25 protein-coding genes are annotated in these 25,348 nt (G+C 70.2%); 13 read left to right on the top strand and 12 right to left on the bottom strand.

All coding sequences use genetic code 11. From position 1 onward, the window contains the following. Position 1 precedes the first annotated feature (1 nt). The 4 genes from ABGA98_RS12420 to ABGA98_RS12405 all read left to right on the top strand — a co-directional run bounded on the left by ABGA98_RS12420 (position 2) and on the right by ABGA98_RS12405 (position 4,349). Positions 2 to 712: a methyltransferase domain-containing protein gene (locus tag ABGA98_RS12420; RefSeq protein WP_347618387.1), complete on the top strand. Its 711-nt coding sequence runs from the start codon at positions 2 to 4 to the stop codon at positions 710 to 712. Further along, positions 709 to 1,791: a prenyltransferase gene (locus ABGA98_RS12415; RefSeq protein WP_347618386.1), complete on the top strand. Its 1,083-nt coding sequence runs from the start codon at positions 709 to 711 to the stop codon at positions 1,789 to 1,791. Before ABGA98_RS12420 ends, ABGA98_RS12415 begins: the two co-directional genes overlap by 4 nt. Positions 1,792 to 1,922: 131 nt before the next feature. After that, a complete protein-coding gene (locus tag ABGA98_RS12410; RefSeq protein ID WP_347618385.1) occupies positions 1,923 to 2,918 on the top strand; it encodes a DUF1702 family protein in 996 nt (331 codons plus the stop codon). Positions 2,919 to 3,029: 111 nt separating this feature from the next. Continuing rightward, positions 3,030 to 4,349 (top strand): MFS transporter, encoded by a 1,320-nt coding sequence (locus ABGA98_RS12405; RefSeq protein ID WP_347618384.1) that lies wholly within the window; start codon positions 3,030 to 3,032, stop codon positions 4,347 to 4,349. Here the strand turns inward: ABGA98_RS12405 and ABGA98_RS12400 are convergent. After that, positions 4,346 to 4,975 carry a class I SAM-dependent methyltransferase gene (locus ABGA98_RS12400; RefSeq protein WP_347618858.1) on the bottom strand — a complete coding sequence of 210 codons (630 nt, stop codon included), beginning with the start codon at positions 4,973 to 4,975 and terminating at the stop codon, positions 4,346 to 4,348. The genes ABGA98_RS12405 and ABGA98_RS12400 overlap by 4 nt on opposite strands. An 86-nt stretch (positions 4,976 to 5,061) precedes the next feature. On the opposite strand from ABGA98_RS12400, the gene ABGA98_RS12395 reads away from it, so the two are divergent. From ABGA98_RS12395 to ABGA98_RS12385, 3 genes are read left to right on the top strand one after another with little or no spacing between them, the layout of a single operon-like run. Next, positions 5,062 to 5,514 (top strand): pyridoxamine 5'-phosphate oxidase family protein, encoded by a 453-nt coding sequence (locus ABGA98_RS12395; RefSeq protein WP_347618383.1) that lies wholly within the window; start codon positions 5,062 to 5,064, stop codon positions 5,512 to 5,514. Next, a complete protein-coding gene (locus tag ABGA98_RS12390) occupies positions 5,511 to 5,702 on the top strand; it encodes a ferredoxin (RefSeq protein WP_347618382.1) in 192 nt (63 codons plus the stop codon). Before ABGA98_RS12395 ends, ABGA98_RS12390 begins: the two co-directional genes overlap by 4 nt. A gap of 60 nt (positions 5,703 to 5,762) precedes the next feature. Further along, positions 5,763 to 6,851 carry a Zn-dependent alcohol dehydrogenase gene (locus tag ABGA98_RS12385; RefSeq protein WP_347618381.1) on the top strand — a complete coding sequence of 363 codons (1,089 nt, stop codon included), beginning with the start codon at positions 5,763 to 5,765 and terminating at the stop codon, positions 6,849 to 6,851. Positions 6,852 to 6,949: 98 nt separating this feature from the next. Here the strand turns inward: ABGA98_RS12385 and ABGA98_RS12380 are convergent, their stop codons facing one another. From ABGA98_RS12380 to ABGA98_RS12345, 8 genes are all read right to left on the bottom strand, one after another. Continuing rightward, complete coding sequence (locus tag ABGA98_RS12380; RefSeq protein ID WP_347618380.1) at positions 6,950 to 7,951, bottom strand: sugar phosphate isomerase/epimerase family protein; 1,002 nt, start codon at positions 7,949 to 7,951, stop codon at positions 6,950 to 6,952. A 3-nt stretch (positions 7,952 to 7,954) separates the two neighbouring features. Next, positions 7,955 to 9,106, bottom strand: a complete 1,152-nt coding sequence (locus tag ABGA98_RS12375) for a Gfo/Idh/MocA family oxidoreductase (protein ID WP_347618379.1) — start codon at positions 9,104 to 9,106, stop codon at positions 7,955 to 7,957. Between the two features lie 11 nt (positions 9,107 to 9,117). Continuing rightward, positions 9,118 to 10,164, bottom strand: coding sequence for an ABC transporter substrate-binding protein (locus ABGA98_RS12370; protein WP_347618378.1), 1,047 nt, complete (start codon positions 10,162 to 10,164; stop codon positions 9,118 to 9,120). After that, positions 10,161 to 11,192, bottom strand: a complete 1,032-nt coding sequence (locus tag ABGA98_RS12365) for an ABC transporter permease (RefSeq protein ID WP_347618377.1) — start codon at positions 11,190 to 11,192, stop codon at positions 10,161 to 10,163. The genes ABGA98_RS12370 and ABGA98_RS12365 overlap by 4 nt, the downstream gene beginning before the upstream one ends. After that, positions 11,192 to 12,676 (bottom strand): sugar ABC transporter ATP-binding protein, encoded by a 1,485-nt coding sequence (locus tag ABGA98_RS12360; RefSeq protein ID WP_347618376.1) that lies wholly within the window; start codon positions 12,674 to 12,676, stop codon positions 11,192 to 11,194. Before ABGA98_RS12360 ends, ABGA98_RS12365 begins: the two co-directional genes overlap by 1 nt. Positions 12,677 to 12,712: 36 nt before the next feature. Further along, complete coding sequence (locus tag ABGA98_RS12355; protein WP_347618375.1) at positions 12,713 to 13,870, bottom strand: ROK family transcriptional regulator; 1,158 nt, start codon at positions 13,868 to 13,870, stop codon at positions 12,713 to 12,715. A gap of 201 nt (positions 13,871 to 14,071) precedes the next feature. Further along, positions 14,072 to 14,944, bottom strand: a complete 873-nt coding sequence (locus tag ABGA98_RS12350; RefSeq protein ID WP_347618374.1) for an SDR family NAD(P)-dependent oxidoreductase — start codon at positions 14,942 to 14,944, stop codon at positions 14,072 to 14,074. Between the two features lie 137 nt (positions 14,945 to 15,081). Further along, the gene (locus tag ABGA98_RS12345; RefSeq protein WP_347618373.1) at positions 15,082 to 16,140 is read right to left on the bottom strand and encodes an MBL fold metallo-hydrolase; all 1,059 of its coding nucleotides are present in this window, start codon (positions 16,138 to 16,140) and stop codon (positions 15,082 to 15,084) included. Between the two features lie 55 nt (positions 16,141 to 16,195). On the opposite strand from ABGA98_RS12345, the gene ABGA98_RS12340 reads away from it, so the two are divergent. Further along, positions 16,196 to 17,041, top strand: a complete 846-nt coding sequence (locus ABGA98_RS12340) for a glutathione S-transferase C-terminal domain-containing protein (RefSeq protein WP_347618372.1) — start codon at positions 16,196 to 16,198, stop codon at positions 17,039 to 17,041. Here the strand turns inward: ABGA98_RS12340 and ABGA98_RS12335 are convergent. Genes ABGA98_RS12335 through ABGA98_RS12325 form a run of 3 tightly spaced genes read right to left on the bottom strand, consistent with a single transcriptional unit; the run spans position 16,989 to position 18,843 of the window. After that, positions 16,989 to 18,062, bottom strand: coding sequence for a hypothetical protein (locus ABGA98_RS12335; RefSeq protein ID WP_347618371.1), 1,074 nt, complete (start codon positions 18,060 to 18,062; stop codon positions 16,989 to 16,991). The genes ABGA98_RS12340 and ABGA98_RS12335 overlap by 53 nt on opposite strands. Next, a complete protein-coding gene (locus tag ABGA98_RS12330; protein WP_347618370.1) occupies positions 18,014 to 18,271 on the bottom strand; it encodes a hypothetical protein in 258 nt (85 codons plus the stop codon). The genes ABGA98_RS12335 and ABGA98_RS12330 overlap by 49 nt, the downstream gene beginning before the upstream one ends. Then, positions 18,268 to 18,843, bottom strand: coding sequence for a helix-turn-helix domain-containing protein (locus ABGA98_RS12325; RefSeq protein ID WP_347618369.1), 576 nt, complete (start codon positions 18,841 to 18,843; stop codon positions 18,268 to 18,270). The genes ABGA98_RS12330 and ABGA98_RS12325 overlap by 4 nt, the downstream gene beginning before the upstream one ends. Positions 18,844 to 18,917: 74 nt before the next feature. Here ABGA98_RS12325 and ABGA98_RS12320 point away from each other — a divergent pair, with 74 nt between their 5' ends. The 5 genes from ABGA98_RS12320 to ABGA98_RS12300 all read left to right on the top strand — a co-directional run bounded on the left by ABGA98_RS12320 (position 18,918) and on the right by ABGA98_RS12300 (position 25,321). Beyond that, on the top strand, positions 18,918 to 19,562 hold the full coding sequence (locus ABGA98_RS12320) for a phenylalanine--tRNA ligase beta subunit-related protein (RefSeq protein WP_347618368.1): 645 nt from the start codon (positions 18,918 to 18,920) through the stop codon (positions 19,560 to 19,562). A gap of 204 nt (positions 19,563 to 19,766) precedes the next feature. Beyond that, positions 19,767 to 23,405 (top strand): multifunctional oxoglutarate decarboxylase/oxoglutarate dehydrogenase thiamine pyrophosphate-binding subunit/dihydrolipoyllysine-residue succinyltransferase subunit, encoded by a 3,639-nt coding sequence (locus ABGA98_RS12315; protein ID WP_347618367.1) that lies wholly within the window; start codon positions 19,767 to 19,769, stop codon positions 23,403 to 23,405. Between the two features lie 101 nt (positions 23,406 to 23,506). Beyond that, complete coding sequence (locus tag ABGA98_RS12310) at positions 23,507 to 23,683, top strand: DUF6104 family protein (RefSeq protein ID WP_091104129.1); 177 nt, start codon at positions 23,507 to 23,509, stop codon at positions 23,681 to 23,683. A 97-nt stretch (positions 23,684 to 23,780) separates the two neighbouring features. Continuing rightward, positions 23,781 to 24,584 (top strand): DUF4097 family beta strand repeat-containing protein, encoded by an 804-nt coding sequence (locus ABGA98_RS12305; RefSeq protein ID WP_347618366.1) that lies wholly within the window; start codon positions 23,781 to 23,783, stop codon positions 24,582 to 24,584. Beyond that, complete coding sequence (locus ABGA98_RS12300) at positions 24,581 to 25,321, top strand: PadR family transcriptional regulator (RefSeq protein ID WP_347618365.1); 741 nt, start codon at positions 24,581 to 24,583, stop codon at positions 25,319 to 25,321. Before ABGA98_RS12305 ends, ABGA98_RS12300 begins: the two co-directional genes overlap by 4 nt. Positions 25,322 to 25,348 lie beyond the last annotated feature (27 nt).

Below are 25,348 nucleotides of genomic sequence, written 5' to 3'. Positions count from 1 at the left end.
AGTGCTGACCGTGGACTTCGCCCGCTTTCCCGTCGGCCCCGGCGTACGCGTGCTCGACCTGGGTTGCGGCGGTGGCAGGCACGCCTTCGAGGTGCTCCGCCGGGGCGCGGACGTGACCGCGTTCGACATGGATCAGGCGGAGCTGGACAGCGTGGCGGCCATGTTCGCGGCCATGGACAAGGCGGGCGAGGTGCCCGAGGGCGGCACCGCGGGAACCGTCCAGGGCACGGCGCTCGACATGCCGTTCGAGGACGGCGCCTTCGACCGGGTCATCGCCGCCGAGGTGCTGGAGCACATCCCGGACGACATGGCGGCCATGCGTGAGATCTTCCGCGTGCTGCGGCCCGGCGGCACGGCCGCGGTGACCGTGCCGAGCTTCCTGCCCGAACGTATCTGCTGGGCGCTGGACGAGGACTATCACACGGCGCCGGGCGGCCACGTGCGCATCTACACGCTGGCGGAGCTGTCGGCCAAGCTGAAGTCCGTCGGCTTCGTGATCGGCCCGCACCACCACGCCCACGGCCTGCACGCGCCCTACTGGTGGATCAAGTGCGCGGTCGGCGTCAACAACGACGACCACCCGCTCGCCAAGGCCTACCACGAGCTGCTGGTCTGGGACATCATGAAACGCCCTGCCGCCACCAGGATCGCCGAGGCCGTGCTCAACCCGGTCATCGGCAAGAGCGTGGTCCTCTACGTCCGGAAGCCATGATCTCCCACGCGGAGGTCGTGCGTACGGCCGAGAGCATCGCGGCGATGCAGCAGGACGACGGCGGCGTGCCGTGGCCGGAGGGCCACGTCGACGCGTGGAACCACATCGAGTGCCTGATGGCGATGTCCGTCGCCGGGCTGGCCGAGCCGGTACGCCGCGGCTACGCCTGGCTGGCCCGCCACCAGCGCGCCGACGGCTCGTGGCCGATGAAGCTGGTCGACGGCGCGCCCACCGAGCTGGGCGGCGAGACCAACCACGCCGCCTACGTCGCCGCCGGCGTCTGGCACCACCATCTCGTCACCGCGGACCAGCGCTTCACCGAGGAGAACTGGCCCATGGTCAAGGCCGCGCTCGACTACGTGGCGGGGCTGCAGACCGAGCGGGGCGAGATCGCCTGGGAGCGCGACGCGCAGGGCAGGCCCTCGGCGTACGCGCTGCTCACCGGCTGCTCCTCCATCCACCAGGGGCTGCGCTGCGGCGTGCTGCTCGCCGACCATCTGGGCGACCCGCAACCCCACTGGGAGCTGGCCGCCGACCGGCTGGCGCACGTGCTGGTGGCGCATCCCGAGGCGTTCGCGGACAAGAGCCGCTTCTCCATGGACTGGTACTACCCGGTGCTGGGCGGCGCGGTGCGCGGGCGGCAGGCGTACGAACTGCTGGAGCGCGAGTGGGCGACGTTCGTGGTGCCGGGGCTCGGTATCAGGTGCGTGTCCGACCAGCCGTGGGTGACGGGGGCGGAGACGTGCGAGCTGGTGCTGGCGCTCGACGCGCTGGGCGATCGGGACCGGGCGGCCGCGCTGTTCGCCGACGTGCAACACCTGCGGCACGAGGACGGCTCGTACTGGACGGGGTGGCAGTACGCCAACCGCAAACACTTCCCGCACGAGCGGTCGGGCTACACCGCGGCGGCGGTCGTCCTGGCGGCCGACGCGCTGATGGAGATCTCGCCGGGGTCCGGGCTGTTCCGCGACATCGCGGGCACGTCCGTGTTCGACCCGGATGTCTGCGGTTGCGCCGCCGGGACTGGCCGGCGCCTGCCTCCCCCGGTGACCGAGGGGCGCCCCGGCGAAGGCGTCTGACCTGGTACTTCGGCGGTCCACAAGGCCTTTTGCGGGTTCTTTGCCGGGGAAATCCGGTGCGCCGCCGATGAAAGGCCCAATGAGGTAACTAGCTTCGTCAGTGGCCGGTACGAGACGTCTTCGGGGGAAGCGTGGGCGACACGGGCACAACAACGTTCTTGGACCAGGTCAGGACCGAGCCGACACTGTCTCCGGCGCGCGGATGGCGGAGGTTCCTGGCCAAAGACGCACGGGATTCCGATCTGGGCCGGCGCAGGTTCCGGCTCAGGGATGGAGCTTCTCCGACAGAATTCACCGATGCCGAAAAGTCGTACGTTCTCGGCTTTAACGCGGTGATGTCGCGAGAAGTCGAGAAGATCGAGGAAATGTCGGCTGAGCAGCGGCCCTTCGGCTACGAAGGGGCCGCTTCCGCCTGCACCGTCCTCGACCTTCTCATGCTGACCCGGGGCCGGCGCCTTCACGAGCTACTGGCCGGCCCCGCCCAGCACCACCGCCACGCCGCCTACCTCGGCGCCGGCCGCGGGTACGCGCTGCTGCGGCTGCGGCCCGTCAGGGGCGCCCGGCGCGCCCATCCGCTGCTGCGCTGGCTTGCCGTCGACGGGTTCGGGTTCCAGTGGAGCCTGGCCAGGGCGGACCGGATGGTGGGCGAGCGGATGATGCCCGACCTGCTCACCAGGGCTCACTGCGCCGTGTTCGACCAAGGGCTGGGGCGGCTGCTGTGGTACCACGACGGCGCCTCGACCGGCGACCTCGCCGCCAGGATCGCCGGGTTCCCCGCCGGGCGGCGGGCCGATCTGTGGAGCGGGATCGGGTTCGCCGCCACCTACACGGGCGGGGCCGAGACCGACGAGTTGTGGTGGCTGGCCGAGCACGCGGGCGCCGACGGGTTCCGGGCACACCTGGCACAGGGCTGCGCGTTCGCCGTGGCCGCGCGGCTGCGTTCTGGAGTGCTGCCCGGCCACGCGGCGCGGGCCGTGCCGATCCTGGCCGGCACCGACGCGGAGGAGGCGGCCTCGTGGACCGACCGGGCGCTCATCGCGCTCGGGCACGAGGCGCACACGCACGAGGACTTCCGCGGCTGGCAGGCACAGGTCCGCCGCTCGTGGACCCGCCGCCTGCGCAGCTGACCACCGGCACGCGCGCCGGCCTTCCCGGGGCTGACCAGCGCGAGCTCCGGGCGCGCACGCGCTAGCCTTCTCGGTCTGACCACCAGGCCGAAAGGGAACAGCCTGCTCTTGATGCGCGACCTCATCAGTCCCGGCGGCACGACCGCGGCGCAGCGCCGGGTGCTCCTCGGCGCCGGCACGGGCCAGTTCGCCGAGTTCTACGACTTCGCGATCTACGGCTTCTCGGCCGTGGCCGTCGCCGAGGCGTTCTTCCCGGGCGCGAGCCCGGTGGCGAGCCTCCTGTCGGTCTTCGCGGTGTACGGTGTCGCGTTCGTGGCCCGGCCGCTCGGCGGGGTGTTCTTCGGCGCGCTGGCCGACCGCGCCGGGCGACGGGCCGTCCTCTACGCGACGCTCATGTGCATGGGCGTCGCGACCGCGCTGATCGGGTTGCTGCCGACGTATGCGGCCGCCGGGACCGTCGCGCCCGTCCTGCTGGTCGTGTGCCGCCTGGCGCAGGGGTTCTCGGCGGGCGGTGAGGCGGTCGGCGCGCCCTCGTTCGTGCTCGAACACGCTCCGTTCGAGCGCCGCGGCACCTGGATCGCCGTCTCGGTCGCGGCCACGGGGGCGGCGTCCGTGCTCGCTCTGGTGTTCATCATGGCGGTCTCCGGAGTGTTGTCCGACGCGGCGTACGCCTCGTGGGGCTGGCGTGTCCCGTTCCTGGTCGCCCTGCCGCTCTCCCTGATCGGCAGCTACATCCGCCGGCGTACCGAGGAGAGCCCGGCGTTCCAGGAGCTCGAGCGGCACAACGCCGTCGAACGCCATCCGGTGCGCGGCAGCCTGCGCGGCAACGGGACCCGGCTGGGGCAGATCTTCGCCGTCATGGCCCTGTCCGGGCTCGGTTTCTATGTCCTCGTCGGCTATTTCGTCACCTCCCTGCAGACGGTCGCCGGGCTGAGCCTGCTGGAGTCGCTCGTGGCCAACGCCGTCGCGCTGCTCTCCTTCACGGTGCTGCTGCCGATCGGGGGCAGGCTCTCCGACGCGTTCGGCCGCAGGCCGATGCTGGTCGCCGGCGCCGCGGCGGTCGCGGCGGTCAGCATGCCCGCCTTCCTCCTGGTCACAAGCGGGTCGCTGGCCTCAGCGGTGGTCGGGCAACTACTGCTCGCCGCGGCGCTGTGCGCGTACGGAGGGGGCAGCTACACCTTCTTCGTCGAGCTGCTCCCGCCGGCGACCCGCGTCACGGGCGCCGCCATCAGCTACAACGCGGCCCTCGCGCTCTTCGGCGGTACGGCGCCGTTCGTCTCCACCTGGCTGGTCGACGTCACGGGCACGCCGGTGGCGCCGGGCTGCTACCTGCTCGTCGTCGCCCTCGGGGCGCTCGCTGTGGCGCTCACGACGCCCGAGACGCGGACCGGCCCGGAAGCCGCAGAGGAAAGCGTACGGTCACGCGTCTAGATGCCCGGGCCGACGCGCTCCAGCACGCGGAGCGAGCCGTGCACCGCCACCTCGGCGAACGCGCCCGACGCCAGCGCCCGCCGGTAGACGCGGTAGGGGCCCTGCCCGCCGTCGGCCGGGTCGGGATGGATGTCGTGGAAGGCCAGCGCGCCGCCCTCCATCACGTGCGGCGCCCAGCCCTCGTAGTCGAGGGTCACCGGCTCGTCGGAGTGGCCACCGTCGATGAACAACATGCCGAGCGGGGTGTTCCAGAGCCCCGCGACGCGCTCCGACCTCCCGACGACGGCGATCACCTCGTCCTCCAGGCCCGCCGCCGCGATCGTGGCCCGGAACGTCGGCAGTGAGTCCATCTTCCCGAACCGGAGGTCGACCAGCGTCGGGTCGTGGTGGGCCCAGCCCGGCTGGATCTCCTCGGAGCCGCGGTGGTGGTCGACGGTGACGACCACGGACCCGGCCTGCCTGGCCGCGGTGCCGAGGTAGATCGCGGACTTGCCGCAGTAGGTGCCGATCTCGCAGATGGGACCGAGCGGGCCGTAGCGCAGGGCCGTCTCGAAGAGGGCGATCCCCTCTGCCGGCGGCATGAATCCCTTGGCGTGCTCGGCCGCGCGGAGCAGCTCTGGCGGCATGGTCATGAGCATGCACCCTAGCCGAACCGAACAACATTCCGTCGGGCTCTTGCCCAGTACTTCTGCAACCTGTTCTACTTGGCAGCGTGAATCAGCGCGCTCGCATCGCGATGTCCGACGACGACGTCACCGCCTTCCTGGAGGCCGCACGCAAGCTGCAGCTGGCCACCATCAACAGGGACGGCACGCCGCACCTGGTGACCATGTTCTACGGGCTCTCCGAGGGACGGATCGCCTTCTGGACCTACGCCAAGTCGCAGAAGGCCCGCAACCTCGCCCGCGACCCCCGGGTGACCTGCCTCGTCGAGACCGGCGACGCCTACGACGAGCTGCGCGGCGTCCTGGTCTACGGCAAGGCCGAACGCCTCGACGACCGCGACCGCGTCATGGACGTCGGCATGATGGTCGCCCGCGGGACGACGCCCGGCGTGCCGGACGAGCTGCTGCGCCCGTACGTCGAGAAAACCGGGCTCAAACGGGTTGCGTACGTCGTCGAGCGCACCAAAGTGGTCTCATGGGATCACAGGAGGCTCGCTTGAAAATCACCGTGGATGAGCTGGTCTGCGAGGCCAACGCCGTGTGCATGGGCCTCGCGCCCGAGGTGTTCGAGGTGGACGACGACGACCAGCTGCACGTCCTGCTGCCCGAACCACCGCCCGAGATGCAGGACCGCGTCCGCCACGCGGTGCGGTCCTGCCCCAAGGCCGCCCTTTCGCTGGAGGAATAGCCCGATGGGGGTTCACCGCCCCCGGCACCCCCGCACACGTCCCACCGAGGAGGACTCCACATGCGCGCCGCGATCCTGCACGCCGTAGGCAACGACAAGCTCGACATCCGCGACGACGTCACCCTGGCCCCCGTCGGGCCGTCGGACGTGCGCGTGCGCGTCAGGGCCACGGGCGTCTGCCACTCGGACCTGTCGGCCATGAGCGGCGTGCTCCCGCAGCCCGTGCCGCTCGTCCCCGGCCACGAGGGTGCGGGCGAGGTCGTCGAGGTGGGCGAGCACGTCACCTCCGTCAAGCCGGGCGACCACGTCGTCATCAGCTGGCGCCCGGCCTGCCAGGAGTGCGACCTGTGCGTGGGCGGCCAGCCGTACCTGTGCATGAAGTACGTGATCGAGTCCTTCAGCAAGGGCAACTTCCGGCTCGGCGGCGACGAGGCGACGGTGTTCGGGATGGCGGGGTGCGGCACCTGGGCGGAGGAGATCATCGTGCCGTGGCAGGGCGCCATCAAGATCGACGACGACGTGTCGTGGGAGGCGGCGGCCCTGATCGGCTGCGGCATCACGACCGGCGTGGGCGCCGCGATCAACACCGCCAGGGTCCGCCCCGGCTCCACGGTCGCGGTGATCGGCTGCGGCGGCGTCGGCCTGTCGGTCATCCAGGGCGCCCGGCTCTCCGGCGCGCGCACGATCCTCGCGGTCGACCCGCTGGAGTCCAAGCACGAACTGGCCAGGAAGGTCGGGGCCACGCACGCGGTGACGCCCGAGCAGGTCCCCGAGGCGCTAGGCGAGCTCACCGGCGGCGCAGGCTTCGACTACGGGTTCGAGGTCGTCGGCAAGTCGGCCACCATCCAGAGCGCCTGGCAGGTCACGCGGGCGGGCGGCGACGTCGTCGTGGTCGGCGCGGGCGCGACGGACGACATGGTGTCGATCTCGGCGTTCAGCCTGCTGTTCGAGGGCAAGAACCTGCTGTCCAGCCTGTACGGCGAGGCGGATGTACGCCACGACTTCCCCTATTTCGCCAAGCTCCACAAGGCCGGCAAGCTCGACCTGGAGTCCATGATCAGCTCGCGCATTCGCCTGGCCGACCTGAACGACGCGGTCGCGGCCCTGCGCGGCGGCGAGGTCCTGCGCCAGATCGTCATCATGGACTGATTTGCCCGCTCGGTGGTCCCAGCCCTCAGGTTGCCGCCACGGCGATTATCCTTTCATCGCGGCAGTCCCAGTGAAAGGATAATCGCCGCCTCGAAGGGCTACTCGGTGGAGAAGGCGGCGTCGAAGGCCGTGGCGGGCGGGGTGATGGAGTTGAGCGTGCGGATATAGCCCAGCGCCTCCCGGGCCCCGTCCAGCCGGTCCATGCCGGCGTCCTCCCATTCGATGGAGATCGGGCCGTCGTACCCGATGGAGTTCAGGGCGCGGAAGCAGTCCTCCCACGGCACGTCGCCCCGGCCCGTGGAGACGAAGTCCCAGCCGCGCCGCATGTCGGCCCACGGCAGGTGCGAGGACATGCGGCCCTTGCGGCCGTCGCCGACGCGCATGCGCGTGTCCTTGCAGTCGACGTGGTAGATGCGGTCCTTGAAGTCGAGGATGAACGCCACCGGGTCGAGGTCCTGCCAGACCATGTGCGACGGGTCCCAGTTGAGCCCGAACGCCGGCCGGTGGCCGATGGCCTCCAGCGTGCGCTGGGTGGTGTAGTAGTCGTAGGCGATCTCGCTCGGGTGGATCTCGTGCGCGAAACGCACGCCGACCTCGTCGAAGACGTCGAGGATCGGGTTCCAGCGGTCGGCGAAGTCCTGGTAGCCGGCCTCCACCATCGAGGCCGGCGTCGGCGGGAACATGGCGACGGTGTGCCAGATCGACGAGCCGGTGAAGCCGACCACCGTGTTGACGCCCAGCAGCGCGGCGGCCCGCGCGGTGTCCTTCATCTCCTCGGCGGCGGCCTGGCGCACCGACTCGGGGTCGCCCTCGCCCCAGATGCGGGCGGGCAGGATGGCCTTGTGACGCTCGTCGATGAGGTCGCAGACGGCCTGGCCGACGAGGTGGTTGGAGATGGTCCACACCCTGAGGCCGTGCTTGTCCAGCTGGGCGCGCTTCTGCTCGACGTACGACGGGTCGGCCACGGCCTGGGCGACGTCGAAGTGGTCACCGGAGCAGGCGATCTCCAGGCCGTCGTAGCCCCACTCCGCCGCCAGCCGGCACACCTCCTCGAACGGCAGGTCGGCCCACTGTCCGGTGAACAGCGTGACGGGTCGCATGAATCAGTCCTCCACGTTCGTGTAGCGGCTGCCCTCAGCCGCGCTCTGCTCGACCGCCGCCAGCACCCGCTGCACCCGCAGCCCGTCGGCGAACGACGGTGTGGGGTCGGCTCCGGTGGCGATCGCCTCCAGGAAGTCCTTGACCTCGTGGGTGAAGGTGTGCTCGTAGCCGAGCCCGTGCCCGGGCGGCCACCAGGCGCCCACGTAGGGGTGGTCGGGCTCGGTGACGAGGATGCGCTCGAAACCGCCTCCGCCCGCGCTGAACCACAGCTCGTTCATGGCCTCGAAGTCGAACGCGAGGCTGCCGAGCGAGCCGTTGATCTCGATGCGCATGGCGTTCTTGCGCCCTGTGGCGAAGCGGGTCGCCTCGAACGAGGCCACCGCCCCGCCCGAGAGCCGGCCGATGAACAGGGCGGCGTCGTCGACGGTGACCTGGCCCGTGGCGGAGGTGCCGGTCGCGCCGAGCCCGGCCGACTCGGCCGCCAGCGGGCGCTCCTTGATGAACGTCTCCGTCAGCGCGGACACGCCCACCACGTTCTGTCCGGTGATGAACTGGGCGGCGTCGACGATGTGGGAGCCGATGTCGCCGAGCGCGCCGGCCCCCGCCTTATCCTTCTGCAGCCGCCAGACCAGCGGGAACTCCGGGTCGACGATCCAGTCCTGCAGGTATTGCGCCCGCACGTGCCTGATCTCGCCGAGCCTGCCCTCCTCGACGTACCGGCGGGCGAGCGCGACCGCGGGCACCCGCCGGTAGTTGAAGGCCACCATGTTCTTGCCCGGCGCGGCCGCGGCGGCCCGCACCATGGTTTCGGCCTCGGCGACGGTGTTGGCCAGCGGCTTCTCGCAGAGGACGTGCTTGCCGGCCTCCAGCGCGGCCACGGCGATCTCGGCGTGCGAGTCGCCCGGCGTGCAGATGTCGACGATCTGCACGTCGTCGCGCTTGACCAGCTCTCTCCAGTCCGTCTCGACGGCGTCCCAGCCGAGCTGCGCGGCCGCCGCTTCGGTGCGCTCCTTCGACCTGCCCGCGAGCACCGCCATGCGCGGTGCCAGCGGGAGGTCGAAGAAGGCCCCCACGCTCCGCCAGGCCTGCGAGTGGACGCGGCCCATGAAGGCGTAGCCGACCATGCCCACGCCGATGGTGGTTCTGTCTGACATGCAACCCCCGATCAGGATTCGAAGCCGAGCGACAGGTACTTCTCGACGTTCTCCTTGGTGATGGTCTCGGACGCGAGTGTGATGGACTGCGGAACCTGGTTCTCCACCAGATCACTCATGCCCTTACCCTGTGCTATCAGACGCGCGAGTTTGATCGCCGAGGAGGCCATCGTCGGGCTGTAGGTGACGGTGGCCTGCAACACCGAGGTGCCCGACTGGATCTCCTTCATCGCGTTCAGCGAGCCGGCCCCGCCGACCATGATGAACTCGTCCCTGTTGGCCTCCTTGATGGCGGCGAGCACGCCGACGCCCTGGTCGTCGTCGTGGTTCCACAGCGCGTCGATCTTCTTGTGCGCCTGCAGCAGCGACGTGGCCACTTCGTTGCCGGTCTCCACCGTGAACTGCGCGTCCTGCTTGGCGGTGACGCTGAACCCGTACGTCTTGAGCGCGTCGGCGAAGCCCTTGGTGCGGTCCTGGGTCAGCGGCAGCGTGGCGATGCCCTGGATCTCGATGATCACCGGGTTCGACACGCCCTTGTCCTTGAGCTGCTTGCCGATGAAGTGCCCGGCCGCCACGCCCATGCCGTAGTTGTCGCCGCCGACCCACGTCCGGTAGGCCAGCTTGTCGGGGAAGACGCGGTCGAGGTTGACGACGGGGATGCCCGCCTCGGTGGCCTGCAGCGCGACCTGGTTGAGCTGCTGGCCGTCGTTCGGCAGGATCACCAGCGCGTTCACCTTGGCCGCGATGAGCGACTCGACGGCGGAGATCTGCTGGTTGATGTCGTTCGTCGGCTCGACCGGCTTGAACTCGACGTCGGAATACTGCTTCGCGGTGGCCTCGGCGTTCTTGGCGATGGCCGCGATCCACCCGTGGTCGGCCGCCGGCGCCGAGAAGCCGATCACCACCTTCTGGCCCGGCTCGTCGTTGCCGCTGGCCGCGGGGGCGGGAACGGCGGCCGCGCTGGTCGGCGCCGCCTCGGGCTCGTTGCTGGTGCAGCCGGCCGCTAAGAGTACGGCTCCGCCGACGAGGAATCCCCTGCGCGCGACGTTCTCACTCATGGTGCTCTCTCCTTCAGGTTCCGCCGCTGGAGAAGGACGGCGGCGACGATGATCAGGCCCTTCGCGATCAGCTGGTCGCTGGTGTTGAGCCCGTTGAGAATGAACAGGTTCGTGATGAGCGTGAAGATCAGCAGGCCCAGGATCGAGCCCATGATCGTGCCCCGGCCCCCGGTGAGCAGCGTGCCGCCGATGATCACGGCGGCGATGGCGTCGAGTTCGTACAGGTCTCCGTGGGTGGACGAGCCCGTCGTCGTACGGGCCATGATGAGGATGGCGGCGATGCCGCAGCACATCCCCGACAGGGCGTAGAGCAGCATCGTGTGCCTGCGCACGTCGATCCCGGCGAGCCTGGCCGCCTCGGGGTTGCCTCCGACCGCGTACGTCCGCCGCCCGAACGTCGTGCGGTTGAGCACCACCCAGCCGAGCACCACGACCAGCGCGAAGATGTAGACCAGCAGCGGGATGCCCAGCACGCGGGTGGTCGACAACTCCACGAGGGCGGCGTTGTCGGCGTCGATGAGCTGGGTCTTGCGGTCGGACATGCGCTGCGCCAGCCCGCGGGCGGCGACGAGCATGGCGAGCGTGGCGATGAACGGCACGAGCCGCCCGTAGGCGATGAGCAGCCCGTTGACCAGTCCCGCCCCGGTGCCGACGAGGATCGCGCAGATCGCCATCACCACCGGCCCGTACGACTGCGTGGCCACCGTCGTCGCCCAGACCGACGCCAGCGCCATGACCGCGCCCACCGACAGGTCGATGCCGCCACCGATGATCACGAACGTGGCCCCGACCGTGATCACGCCGATCGTGGCGGCCAGGGACAGGATGCTGACCAGGTTGGAGGCGGTGGCGAAGTTGTCCGGCCGGGTGACCAGGCCGACGACGACCAGCAGCGCCAGCGCGCCGAGCAGGCCGAGATGCCGCATCTCGCCGAGGCCGCCCAGCGATCCCAGCCCGGGTATGCCTCCGCGCGACGGCCCGCCGCCTCCCGCGGCCGAGGGCGCCTCCGCTTTCGTGGGCTCGCTCATCACGCCGCCCTCCCATTCATGATCATGTCGAGTACGCCGTGCTCGTCCAGGCCGGCGGCGTCGCCCTCGTGGATGACGCTCCCCTCGCGCAGCACCAGCACGCGGTCGGCCAGGCCGAGCACCTCGGGCACCTCGCTGGAGACCAGCAGCACGCCGATGCCCTGCTCGGCCAGGTTGCGGATCACCGCGTACAGCTCGGCTCTGGCGCCCACGTCCACGCCTCTCGTGGGCTCGTCCAGCAGGAGGAGTTTGCGGCTGCCGAGCAGCCAGCGGGCGAGCACGGCCTTCTGCTGGTTGCCGCCCGACAGCGTCCTGATCGGGCGTTCGGGGTCGGGCGGCCTGATGTCCAGCATCTCCGCCAACCGCTTGGCCTCCTCCCGCTCGCGTTTACGGTCGAGCCAGCCGAACCGGGCGAACCCCGTCAGGCTGCCCAGCGTGATGTTCGCGGTGACGCTCTGGTCGAGGAGCAGCGCCTGGGCCTTGCGCTCCTCGGGTGCCAGGCCCATGCCGCGGCGCACCGTGCCGACGACGCTGCGGCGTACCGGCCGGCCGGCGAGCAGCACGCGGCCGGTGGCCGGGCGCGCGCCGTACACCGCTTCGAGGATCTCCGAACGCCCGGAGCCGACGAGGCCGGCCAGCCCGACGATCTCGCCCGCGCGCACGGAGAACGAGACGTCGGAGAAGACGCCCGGCGAGCTCAGCCCTTCGACCTCCAGCACCTCCTCGCCCGGCGACCGGCCCGCCTTGGCGGGGAAGACGTATTCGACGTTCCTGCCGGTCATGAGGGAGACGATCTGCGTGGTGGGAGTGTCGCGGGCGGACAGGCCGACGGCGACCGTACGGCCGTCCTTCAGCACGGTGACCCGGTCGCCGATCTCGCGGATCTCCTCCAGGCGGTGGGAGATGTAGACCACGGCCACGCCCTGGGCGGTGAGCTCGCGGATGATGCGGAAGAGGTTGGCGACCTCGTCGTGGGCGAGCGCCGCCGACGGCTCGTCCATGATGATCAGGCGGGCGTCGTGGGAGAGCGCGCGGGCCATCGAGACGACCTGCTTGGCCGCCGGCGACAGCCGGCCGACCTCGGCCGACGGGCGGATCTCGCCGTGGCCGAGCCGTTCGAGCACCTCGCGGGCGGCGCGCCGGGCGGCCGGCCTGTTCACGAAGCCGAAGCGGGCGTGCTCGTGGCCGAGGAAGATGTTCTCGGCCACGCTGAGCCCGTCGACCAGGTCGAGCTCCTGGTAGATGGTGGCGAAGCCGAGCCTGATGGCGTCGATCGGGCTGCTCGGGCGCACCTCGGCGCCGTTGAAGACGATCGTGCCCTCGTCGGGCTGGTGCACTCCGGCCAGCACCTTGATCAGCGTGGACTTGCCGGCGCCGTTCTGGCCGAGCAGGCAGTGCACCTCGCCCGCCCGCACGTCCAGGTCGACGCCGTCCAGCGCGCGCACGCCGGGGAACTGCTTGACGATGCCCTTCATGACCAGCATCGGAGATCCCTTCAGCGTTGTTGCCGGGCGTTCTGCTCAGGCGTTGACGATGCGGTTGATGTTGTCGGGGGACAGGTAGTGCTCGATGGCGAGCATCCCGGCGCCGAGCACGGCGGCGTTGATGCCCGTACGGCTGGGCGTGATCGACAGGTGGTGCGTGGCCAGCGGGAGGGATCTGCGGTAGACCGTCTCCCTGATTCCGGCGAGCAGGTGCTCGTGCACGCGCGACAGCGCCCCGCCGATGACGATGACCTCGGGGTTGAAGAAGTTGACCAGGCCGGCCAGCACCTCGCCGATGAGCCGGCCCGCCTCTCTGACCAGCCGCAGCGCCTGCGTGTTGCCGGCCTGCACCAGCGCGACGACGTCGGCCCCGGTCTCGGCGGGCAGGCCCAGCTCGGTCAGCCGCCTGGCGATCGCGGCGCCGCCGGCCACGGCCTCCAGGCAGGCGCTGTTGCCGCACCGGCAGCCGGCGTCCTCGTGGCCGCTGACCCTGATGTGGCCGATGTCGCCCGCCGAGCCCTGCGCGCCCCTGTGCAGCCTGCCCTGGGCCACGATGCCGCAGCCGATGCCGGTGCCGACCTTGACGAACAGCAGGTGGCCGGCGTCGGCGAAGGAGGTGCGGTGCTCGCCGAGCGCCATCACGTTGACGTCGTTGTCGACCAGCACCTCCACCCCGTCGAAGTAGTCGGGAATGGGGTAGTCGTTCCAGCCGGGCATGATCGGCGGGTTGTTCGGCCGCCCGGTCGCGAACTCGACGGGTCCCGGAACCCCGATGCCGACGGCGCGCAGAGCGGACCTGGGCCGTCCTGCCGTGCCGAGCAGCCGGTCGAGCCGCTGGTCGACGTGGGCGAGCACCTTCTCGGGGCCGTCGCTGATCAGCATCGAGTCCTCGCACTCGGCGAGCACGTTGCCGGAGATGTCCATCAGCGCGACGCGGCAGTGCGTGGCGCCCAGGTCGACGCCGGCGAAGGCGTGGTCCTCGGTGTGCAGGCGCAGTTGCCGCGGCGGCCGCCCTCCGGTGGACTCGCCGCTCTCGGTCTCCTCCACCAGGCCGCGCTCGATCAGCGCGTCGACCCGCTGCGAGATCGTCGATCTGGCCAGGCCGGTGAGCCGCGCGAGATCGGAACGGGTCGTCGCCGATCCGGCGCTGATCAGCGTCAGCACGTCGCCGGCGGAGCCCGGCTGGGGGGTCATGTGGCGACAATAAGATCACCGATACGGCAAATCAAGAGTATGGATCGCCCAAACTCCCCCAACTTCCGCCGAAGATCGAACAAAGCCTATCTGATTTCCGACATTCCCCCCATTGCTTGACATTTGGCCAGTCGTCAGATAACTCCGGAACGACGAAACCGGCCCCCGGACAGGCGAGGACCGGCTCGGGAGGCCACCGCTCTACAACATGGCCTTCATCGAGTCACCCGCCGTGAGCACGTACGGCTGCTCGGCCATGATCGCCTCCCAGTTGCCGGCGATCGTCTCGGGCGTGAGGTCGTCGGTCTTCCAGCCGGGCCCCTCGGCCACGAACACCCGCGCCACCCGGCCGCCGCCGACGCTGAACACCTCGCCGCTGGCCTCGCACGAGTCGTGCACGAGATAGGCCACCAGCGCGCTCACCCGCTCGGGCGTGAACTTGGCCTCGAACTCGGCCGGCAGCAGCGCCTCGGTCATCCGGGTCCACGCGATGGGGGCGATGGCGTTGGCCTTGACGCCGTTGCGCGCGCCCTCGATGCCCAGGGTCTTGGTCAGGCCGACCAGGCCCATCTTCGCGGTCGAGTAGTTGGCCTGGCCGAAGTTGCCGAACAGGCCCGCCGGGCTGGAGGTGTTGACGATGCGGCCGTAGCCCGCCGCCTTCATCAGCGGGTAGGCGGCCTGGGTGACCAGGTAGGAGCCGCGTACGTGCACGGCGAGCACGCCGTCGAAGTCCTCGACCGTCATCTTGCCGAACGACTTGTCGCGCAGGATGCCCGCGTTGTTGACGACGATGTCGACCTTGCCGAACGCGTCGACGGCGGTGCTCACGATGGCCCTGGCGCCCTCGGGCGTGGCGACGTTGTCGGTGCTGGCGACGGCCTGGCCGCCGTTCTTCGTGATGAGCTCGGCCACCTCGGCGGCGGGCCCCGCGGAGGCCCCGGTGCCGTCGAGCGCGCCCCCGAGGTCGTTGACCACGACCTTGGCCCCGCGCTCGGCCAGCAGCAGCGCGTGCGACCTGCCGAGGCCGTGCCCCGCCCCCGTGATGATCGCGACCCTGTCATCGAACCGAAGCATCGAACCTCCCAGGCAGGAGAACAACATTCTAGTACGAGTACGATAACCCGCCCCCGGCTCCAGCGCCCGCCCGGCGCTCGGGCGCCCCCGTCCCGGCGGCCCCGATCACACCGGGAACCACGGAGCCGGCGCCGCGGTCAGGCCGGGAACCACAGGTCCGGCTCGCCCGCCACCCGGCGCACCCGCCCTCTGGCCTCCAGCCAGGCCAGGTGCGCGAGCGTCTCGTTGTTGGCCGCGCGCCGCATGAACGGCGGGATCGTCTCCCACGGCCGCGACCAGGTCAGCCGGGTGGCCAGGTCCCAGCAGGCGGCGCCGTCGAGCGAGCCCACCACGCGCTCGATCTCGGCCAGCCGCTCGTCGTGGTGCGCCATCACCGTGTCGACCCGCTCGGCCAGCTCCAGGAAACGGTATTCGTGCGCGGGCAGCACCTCCTCGACGTCCAGCTTGCGCACGGCGGCCAGCGAGTCGAGGTAGTCGGCCAGCGGATTGGGGCCTGACTGCGGGTGCACGGCCACGATCGGCGTGATCTTGGCCAGCACGTGGTCGCCGGAGAACAGCACCCTGCGCGCGGGCGAGACGAAGCACAGGTGCCCGGGCGAGTGGCCGGGCGTCCAGACGGCCCGCAGGTCCCAGCCGGGCAGCCCGAGCTCGTCGCCGTCCTCCACCAGCCGGTCGGGCTTGGCCATGGTGACCACGTGCCGGATCATCATCGAGGCCCCGGCCAGCTCGTCCAGCGTCAGCTCGGGCACCCCGCAGCGGCGCAGCAGCTCGCGCTCCCGTGCCACCAGGGAGTCGATGGCCGCGTCGTCGTAACGCTCGCGGACCAGCCGCGCGTCGGCCGGGTGCAGCGCGATCCACGCGCCCGACATCTCACGGACGCGCCCGGCCAGCCCGTAGTGGTCGGGGTGGATGTGGGTGACGAGCACGCCCTTGACGTCGGTGATCGCGTAGCCGGCCACGGCCAGGCCGGCGACGAGCGCGTCGTACGCCTCGTCGGTGTTCCACCCGGCGTCGACGATCGCCACCCCGTCGGGCAGCTCCAGGACGTAGACCAGCACGTACCGCAGGGGATTGACCGGGATCGGCACCGGCACGGACCACAACCCCGGGCGCACCCGTTCGACCTCGGGGATCGCCCCGCCTGCCCACGCGTCCCGCTGTGCCACATTGGCAGGGGTCACCACGATTTTCGTCATGGACTCGATTGTGCCCGAACGAGGTTCGGCATCCGAATCATGTTCTACTAGGACCATGAAGCCGAGCCGCGAGCATTCCGACACTGGCCGCTTCGTCCGGCAGCCCAACCGGTTCACGGACCGGCTCGGCCCGCCCGAGCCGGGAAGGTACCGGCTCTACGCCTCCTACGCCTGCCCGTGGGCGCAGCGCGTGCTGATCGTGCGATCACTCCTCGGGCTACAGGACCTGCTGGACGTCACGATCGTCGATCCCGTCCGCGACGAGAAAGGCTGGCGCGTTCCCGGCGGCGACCCGGAATATCTCTCGGAGCTCTACCACGCGACGGACCCCGGCTACACGGGCCGTTACACCGTCCCCTGCGTCTGGGACACGAAGGACCAGCGCATCGTCACCAACGACTTCCCCCAGATCACCCTCGATCTGGAGACGTCATGGGGCACCTCGCCGAACCTCTACCCGGAGCGCCTGCGGCCGGACATCGCCATCATGAACGACCGCCTCTACCACGGCCTCAACAACGCGGTGTACGAGGCCGGCTTCGCCCGCGACCAGCAGGTGTACGAGGAGGCGGTCACCCGCGTCTTCACCACCCTCGACTTCCTGGAGGTGCGCCTGGCGGAGTCGGAGTTCCTCTTCGACACGCTCACTGACAGTGACGTGCGCCTCTACACGACCCTCGCCAGGTTCGACACCGTCTACCACGCGCACTTCAAGTGCTCCATCAGGCGGCTGACCGACTATCCGGCGCTGTGGGCGTACGCGCGCAGGCTGTACGCTCTCCCGGCCTTCCGCGAAACCACCGACTTCGACGAGATCAAGCGTCATTACTACCTCACCCAGACCGACATCAACCCGAGCCGGATCGTGCCGGTAGGTCCCGAGCTGGACTGGAGCCTGTAGGCGCGGGCATCCGGACGAACAACAGCGCCGAGGCCAGCGTCACCACGGCCACCACCCCCCAGGCGGCGGCGAGGCCCGACTGGGCGGCCAGGGCGCCGAGGGTGAGGTTGGCCAGGGTCCCGCCGGACTGCAGGGCGATGGAGTTCGTCGAGGTGACCGTGGTGCGCTCGGAGGCGGAGACGGCCTTGTGGGTCAGCTCCAGGCAGAGCACGCCCGTCAGCGAGAGGCCGGCGAACAGCACGACGTAGGCCAGCCCCGCGCTCAGCGTTCCCGGCAGGCCGTCCAGGCCCGCCGTCGCGGCGAGCGCGCCCACGGAGAGCGCGGCCAGCACCGTCCCCGCGACCGCTCCCCCGGCCGAGCCGCCGGCCAGCCGGGCCACGCGCGGCGCGAGCGCGCTGCCCATCGCGCTGCCCGCGAAGCCGAGCGCCGCGACCACGGCGTAGGCCAGGCTGCCCTCCTCGGCCGTGCCCGCCAGCTCGGCCAGCCGTCCGGGGGTGAGCAGCTCGATGGCCATCAGCACCACGCCCGTCGCCGCCGCGACCATCATGAGCCTGCGCAGCAGCGCGCGGCCCGCGGCCAGCCGGATGCCGCCCGCCACCGTCACGGGCACCTCGCGCAGGACGCTCGACAGCGTGCGGCGCCGGTGAGCCGGCTCGGGCAGCGCGAACATGACCACGAACAGCAGCACCGCGGCCGCGACCGCGCCCAGCAACGACGGCGCGGCCAGGGGGAGGATCAGCGAGGGCGGCACCAGGAGCGGCAGGCCGCCGCCCGCCAGGACGCCGACGCACAGGGCCACGGACTCCATCGCGCCGCCTCTGGCCAGGCCGGGCTTGAGGTCGGCGTCGTGGCCCTCGACGCCGTGCAGCGTGTCGACGTACCAGGAGGTGGCGGGGCCGCTGGACAGGGCCCTGGCCACGCCTTTCAGCACGCCGGCCACCATGAACATCGCGAGCGTCGTGGACACGCTTATCAGCGCCAGGCCCGCGACGGTGAACGCGGCCGAGGCCGCCAGCACCACGCGCCGCCCCAGGACGTCGGCCAGCCGCCGGTGGGCAGTTCCAGGCTCACGGTCACGATCGAGAACACCGTCGTCACCAGCCCGATCTGCGCCAGGCTGAGACCTCGCTCGGTCATCAGCAGCACCTGGGCGGCCATCGCGAGCCCGAGCGGCAACCAGGTCAGGAAGCTGACGAGCATGTAGCGGCGTAAGGCCGATCGCGCGGTCATCGGTCGTCCCGCCCCTCTTCACGGTTGCGCGGGATCGCGCCGAACCAGACGGTGACCTGCCGGGCGGCCGGATCGGCGGCGTAGCGGGTGGAGAGCTCGCCCATCAGCTCCTCGATCCCGTTCTTCAACTCCTGGATCGCCGCGGGCGGCAGCGTGAGGAGGTGGTCGCTCATCCCGGCGGCCTCCACCCAGTCGTCGGCCCAGTCGCCGGGGTCGAACGCCTCCATCAGCCGCCCGACCATCTCGGCCTGCCGCAGGTGCACGACCTTGACGGCCTCGCGGCCCTCCTCTGTGCCGGACAGCTCGACGGAGTCCCACGAGGTGTAGCGGTGGCGGGCCCGCCATCGGCGCTCGCGTCCGTCGCGCCGGTCGGGGTCCTCCTCGATGAAGCCGTACTTGAACAGCTCGCGCAGGTGGTAGCTGGTCGAGCCGGAACTCTCGCCGACCTTGCGGCCCAGCTCGCTCGCGGTGGCGGGCCCGTCGCTGCGCAGCAGGCCGAGCAGGCGCACCCGCAGCGGGTGGGCGACGACCTTGAGCACCTGCGCGTCACTGATTCTGTACTGCTCCTCCATGTCCTCCACCGTAGACCGCAAAGACAATTTTGCAAAGTGTATTTGGCGATTTCTCCGGCTCATAAACTGTGGGGATGCTTGACGACATCCAGGTGGACGACGCGGTCTTCGCCCTGCGCCCCGACTTCGCGGTCCTCGTCATGACCGCCCGCGACCTGCGCAACGGACCCACCGACGAGCGCTCACGCGCCTGGCTCGCCGAGGCCTCGGCCGTTTCCGTCCAGACCGACAAGATCGACGCCTGGAAGGACGCCTACCGCGCGTTCGGGGCCAAGCCGCAGCGCACCAGGCCCTCGGTCGACGCGCTCACCCGCCGGATGCCGCTTCCGGAGATCAACCAGGTCGTCGACGCCTACAACTCGATCAGCGTGAAGCACGCGCTGCCCATCGGCGGGGAAGACCTCGACCGCTATTCCGGCCCGGCACGGCTGGTCAGGGCGAGCGGCGACGAGGCGTCCGAGGAGGCGCTCGGCACGCCCGATCCCGGCGAGGTGATCTGGCGCGACGACCTCGGGGTGACCTGCCGCAGGTGGAACTGGCGCCAGGTGGTGCGCACCCGGCTCACCGAGGAGACCACCAACGCGATCTTCCTGCTCGAGCGCCTGGAGCCGATGTCGCTGGACGAGCTCAAGCAGGCGGGCGAGGAACTCGCCGACCTGCTGTCCGAGTTGTCCCCTCAGGTGCAAATCGCCAGCAGATTGGTGTCTGGAGGGAAGTAAACCTCCAGACAGGGTGTTGATACCAAATAGTGATAATCGCGCAACCCCCTGGGTTGACTAGGGGGTCGTGACCTCATCGCGCCGTCCTGAGAGGATCGTGCGTGGCGGCACGCCCACCTAGGCGCGCGCTGCCAGTCCGGGCGAGTAGCCTTGGAAAGGTTCTCTAACATCAACGCCGATCTGCGGAAGAGGGCGATTTCCGCCGTGTCGTCTGAGTCGTCGCGGACAAACCCGCTGGCAAGCTTTGGTCAGAACGAGTGGCTTGTCGACGAGCTGTACCAGAAATACCTCCAAGACCCCGAGTCGGTCGACAAGGCTTGGTGGAATTTCTTCGCTGACTACAACCCTGACTACGGACCGGGCCGGTCCCCGGCCAAGGAGGCGGGGAACGGCACTGTGACCGCCCCCGCGCCTCCCAAGGCGGCGCCGAAGGCGCCACCTGCGGCCGAGAAGCCGAAGCAACCGGCCACCCCGGTGCCCAAGGGCGCCGAGGAGGTGAAGTTGCGCGGGGCCGCGGCCCGCACGGCCGCCAACATGGAGCAGTCGCTGTCGGTGCCGACCGCGACCAGCGTGCGTGCCATCCCGGCCAAGCTGCTGGTCGACAACCGCATTGTGATCAACAATCACCTCAAGCGCGGCCGCGGCGGCAAGGTGTCCTTCACCCACCTGATCGGCTTCGCGATCGTCAAGGCGCTGCGCGCCATGCCGGAGATGAACTACTCCTACACGGAGATCGACGGCAAGCCCACGCTCGTCAAGCCCGAGCACGTGGGCTTCGGCCTGGCCATCGACGTGCAGAAGAGCAACGGCGAGCGCCAGCTCCTCGTGCCCTCGATCAAGGGCGCGGAGGAGATGGACTTCCGGCAGTTCTGGATGGCCTACGAAGAGGTCGTCCGCAAGGCGCGAGGCGGCAAGCTCGGCGTCGACGACTTCGCCGGCACCACGATCTCGCTGACCAACCCCGGCACCATCGGCACCGTGCACTCCGTGCCGCGCCTGATGCCCGGCCAGGGCACGATCATCGGCGTCGGCGCGATGGAATACCCCGCCGAATACCAGGGCGCCTCGCCCGACACGCTCTCGCGCCTGGCCGTCTCCAAGGTCATGACGCTGACCAGCACCTACGACCACCGGATCATCCAGGGCGCCCAGTCGGGCGACTTCCTGCGCCAGATCCACCGGCTGCTGCTGGGCGAGGACGGCTTCTACGACGAGGTCTTCGAGTCGCTGCGGATCCCGTACGAACCGGTCCGCTGGGTCCAGGACGTGTCGACGTCGCACGACGACGACGTGTCCAAGTCGGCGCGGGTGCTGGAGCTGATCCACGCCTACCGTGTGCGCGGCCACCTGATGGCCGAGACCGACCCGCTGGAATACAAGCAGCGCAAGCACCCCGACCTCGACATCCAGTCGCACGGCCTGACGCTGTGGGACCTCGAGCGGGAGTTCGCCACCGGCGGGTTCGGCGGCCGGCCGCTGATGAAGCTGCGCGAGATCCTGGGCGTGCTGCGCGACTCCTACTGCCGCACGGTCGGCATCGAGTACATGCACATCCAGAACCCCGAAGAGCGGGCCTGGATCCAGGAGCGGGTGGAGAAGCCGCACAAGTCGCCCGAGCGCGACGAGCAGCTCAACATCCTGTCGCGGCTCAACACCGCCGAGGCGTTCGAGACGTTCCTGCAGACGAAGTTCGTCGGCCAGAAGCGCTTCTCGCTGGAGGGCGGCGAGTCCCTGATCCCGCTGCTCGACTCGGTGATCAGCGACGCCGCCGACGAAGACCTCGACGAGGTCGTCATCGGCATGGCCCACCGCGGCCGGCTCAACGTGCTGGCCAACATCGTCGGCAAGTCCTACGCGCAGATCTTCGGCGAGTTCGAGGGCAACATCGACCCGCGCACCGCGCACGGCTCCGGCGACGTGAAATACCACCTGGGCGCGACGGGCGAGTTCACCGCGCCGAGCGGCAAGACGATCACCGCGTCGGTGGTCGCCAACCCCTCCCACCTGGAGGCGGTCGACCCGGTCCTGGAGGGCGTCGTCCGCGCCAAGCAGGACCTTCTGGAGCGCGGCGAGGAGGGCTTCACCGTCCTGCCCGTCCTCGTCCACGGCGACGCGGCCTTCGCCGGCCAGGGTGTCGTGGCCGAGACGCTCAACCTGTCGCAGCTGCGCGGCTACCGCACCGGCGGCACCGTGCACGTGGTGGTCAACAACCAGGTGGGCTTCACCACCTCGCCCGCCTCGTCCCGCTCGTCGGTCTACGCGACCGACGTGGCGCGGATGATCCAGGCGCCGATCTTCCACGTGAACGGCGACGACCCCGAGGCCGTGGTGCGCGTGGGCGAGCTGGCCTACGAATACCGCCAGGCGTTCCGCAAGGACGTCGTCATCGACCTCATCTGCTACCGACGCCGCGGCCACAACGAGGGCGACAACCCGGCCTTCACCCAGCCGCTGATGTACGACCTGATCGACGCCAAGCGCTCGACCCGCAAGCTCTACACCGAGGCGCTGATCGGCCGGGGCGACATCACGGTCGAGGAGGCCGAGCAGGCGCTGCGCGACTACCAGGCCAAGCTGGAGCAGGCGTTCACCGAGACCCGCGAGGCGGCCAAGAAGCCGCTGGAGGCGGGCGCCATGCGGGTGCCGCCGGCCGAGGTGGTCAAGTGGTCGCACGACGACACGCCGACGGCGATCAGCGACGAGACGCTCAAGCGCATCGTCGACACCCAGCTGAGCCTGCCCGAGGGCTTCACGCCGCACCCGCGCCTGGCGCCGGTGTTGCAGCGCCGCGGCCAGATGGTCGAGCAGGACGCGATCGACTGGGCGATGGGCGAGACGCTGGCGTTCGGCTCGCTGCTGATCGACGGCCACCCGGTGCGCCTGGTCGGCCAGGACTCCCGGCGCGGCACGTTCACCCAGCGCCACGCCGTCCTGGTGGACCGCATGACCGGCGCCGACCACACGCCGCTCAAGACGTTCAACCACGGCACGACGAAGTTCTACGTCTACGACTCGCTGCTCAGCGAGTTCGCGGCGCTCGGCTTCGAATACGGCTACAGCGTCGTGCGGCCCGACGCGCTGGTCGCCTGGGAGGCGCAGTTCGGCGACTTCGTCAACGGCGCCCAGACGATCATCGACGAGTTCATCTCGTCGGGCGAGCAGAAGTGGGGCCAGAAGTCCTCGGTCGTGCTGCTGTTGCCGCACGGCTACGAGGGCCAGGGCCCCGACCACTCCTCGGCCCGCATCGAGCGGTTCCTGCAGGTCTGCGCGCTCGACAACATGACGGTGGCGCAGCCGACCACGCCGGCCAACTACTTCCACCTGCTGCGCTGGCAGGTCGAGTCCAAGCGCCACAAGCCGATGGTGGTCTTCACGCCCAAGTGGCTGCTGCGGCACAAGGCGGCCACGTCCAAGGCGGCCGACTTCACCTCGGGCACCTTCCAGCCGGTGCTCGGCGACACGACGGTCGACCCTGGCAAGGTCACCAAGGTCGTGCTCTGCTCCGGCAAGCTCTACTACGAGCTGGCCGCGCAGCGCGACAAGACGGGCCGTGACGACGTCGCCCTGGTCCGGTTGGAGCGCCTCTACCCGTTCCCGTCCGACGAGCTGGCCGCCGAGCTGGCGCGCTACGGCGAGCAGGTGGAGCTGGTCTGGGCCCAGGACGAGCCGGTCAACATGGGGCCGTGGCCCTACCTGACGCTCAAGCTGGCCGAGGACCCGCAGGTCCTGGGCGGGCGGCGGCTGCAGCGGGTGTCGCGCACCCCCAACAGTTCGCCGGCCACGGGCTCGCACAACACGCACGACCATGAGCTCGAGGCCATTGTCGAGCAGCTCTTCAGCTGAAGCAGGCCCGCACGGTGAGCCCCCGGCCCGTCCGGGGGCTCACTGGCGTTCTGACAGGTTGATGCCGGGCAGGTTGCCCGGCGGAGGGAATGGACGACGCGATGTACTTCACCGATCGGGGGATCGAGGAACTGGTCGAGCGCCGGGGCGAGGAGGAGGTCAGCCTCCTGTGGCTCGGCGAGCGGCTGCGCGAGTTCGTCGACCTCAACCCCGAGTTCGAGACGCCCGTCGAGCGGCTGGCGACGTGGCTGGCGCGGCTGGACGACGAGGACGAATGACCCGTTCCTGACGCCCATGAACGCGATACATCTTGAGATCTCGCCAGACGCGACATATCGTGTCTCTAGGAGACGTGTCGCAGAGAAGGGCAGGGACATGCAACAGTGGGCGATCGAGGCACCCGAGCAGCTCACCTTCGGCCAGGTGGAGACGCTGGACGTACGCATCGTGGCCGGACGGCTGGCCGTGCTCGCCAGTGAGGGCCCACCCACGCTGGAGGTGGCCGAGGTCGACTCGGCGGCGCCGCTCATCGTGACCTACGACGAGCACACCCGGTCGCTCACCGTCGCCTACAAGGACCTGACGTGGGACGGCATGCTCGGCTGGCTGCGCCGCGACCGCCGCAGGACGGTGTTGTCGATCGCCGTGCCGAAAACGTGCAGGGTCAACGCCGGCGTGGTCACCGCGCCCGCCGTGGTGGCCGGGTTCGAGACGAGGACCCACGTCAAGAGCGTGTCGGGCGAGATCGTGCTCGACGCCGTGAGTGGCGACGTGCTGGCCAACACCGTCTCGGGCCCTGTCGAGAGCCGTGCGATGTCCGGCGACCTGGCGTTCAAGAGCGTCTCCGGCGACCTGACGGTGGCCGACGGCTCTCCACGCAGGCTGAAGGCCACCACGATCTCCGGCCGGTTCACGGCCGACCTGGCATTGCGCCCCACGGGTCACGTGACGCTCAACAGCGTCTCCGGTGACATCCTGGTCAGACTGCCGGAGAACGTCGAGGCGGACGTGAGCCTCAGATCCACCTCGGGCAGGCTCGTCAGCACGTTCGACGAACTGTCCAACACGGGAGGCCCCGGCTCCAAAGCGCTGTCGGGGCGGCTGGGTGGCGGCATGGCCTCGCTGTCGGCGATCACGGTCTCCGGCGAGATCACGCTGCTCAAGGGGGAGAAGGAATGAGTCCTGTCTTCGGTCACGGCCGGCTCCGGCTGTACCTGCTCAAGCTGCTGGACGAGAGCCCGCGCCACGGCTACGAGGTCATCAGGCTGCTCCAGGACCGGTTCCTCGGCGTCTACTCGCCCTCCCCCGGCACGATCTACCCGCGCCTGGCCCGCCTGGAGGAGGAGGGCCTGGTGACGCACGAGGTGGTCGAGGGCAAGAAGGTGTTCTCGATCACCGACCGGGGCCGTGAGGAGCTGAACGACCGGCTCGATGAGCTCGACGACCTGGAGGAGGAGATCTCCGCCTCCGTGCGCGACATCGCCCGCGAGGTCAAGGAGGACGTCCGCGACACCGTCAAGTCGCTGCGCGACGAGCTGACCCGGATGGCCAAGGACGTGCGCACCAGCAGCCACGACGACGCCAGGGACCTGCTCGACAAACAGAGGGAGGGCATCAGGCGGCTCAAGGAGCAGCAGAAACGCCAGTGGATGGAGCACGCCGACCACTGGCAGGGCGAAGGCGAACGGCTCAGCAAGGAATGGCGCAGGATCTGGTCGGAGGTCTGGGCCACGCTCGGGGGCGCGCCGCCCAACCGGGCCGACCTCGACGCCGAGCTGGGCGAGCTGCTGGCCGACTTCATCGCCCAGACGCGCGAGGAGGCGTCGGGCACGCGCCTGACGCCGGAGAAGGTGGCGGCGCTGCGCGTGACGCTCGACGACGCCGCCCGCAACGTCCGCGACATCCTCGAACGCTGACGCGACCCGCGCCACGCCGCGTTCGCG

This window comes from Nonomuraea sp. B1E8 (assembly GCF_039871515.1).
Taxonomy (GTDB): domain Bacteria; phylum Actinomycetota; class Actinomycetes; order Streptosporangiales; family Streptosporangiaceae; genus Nonomuraea.
This window is presented reverse-complemented; position numbering and strand designations above follow the sequence as displayed.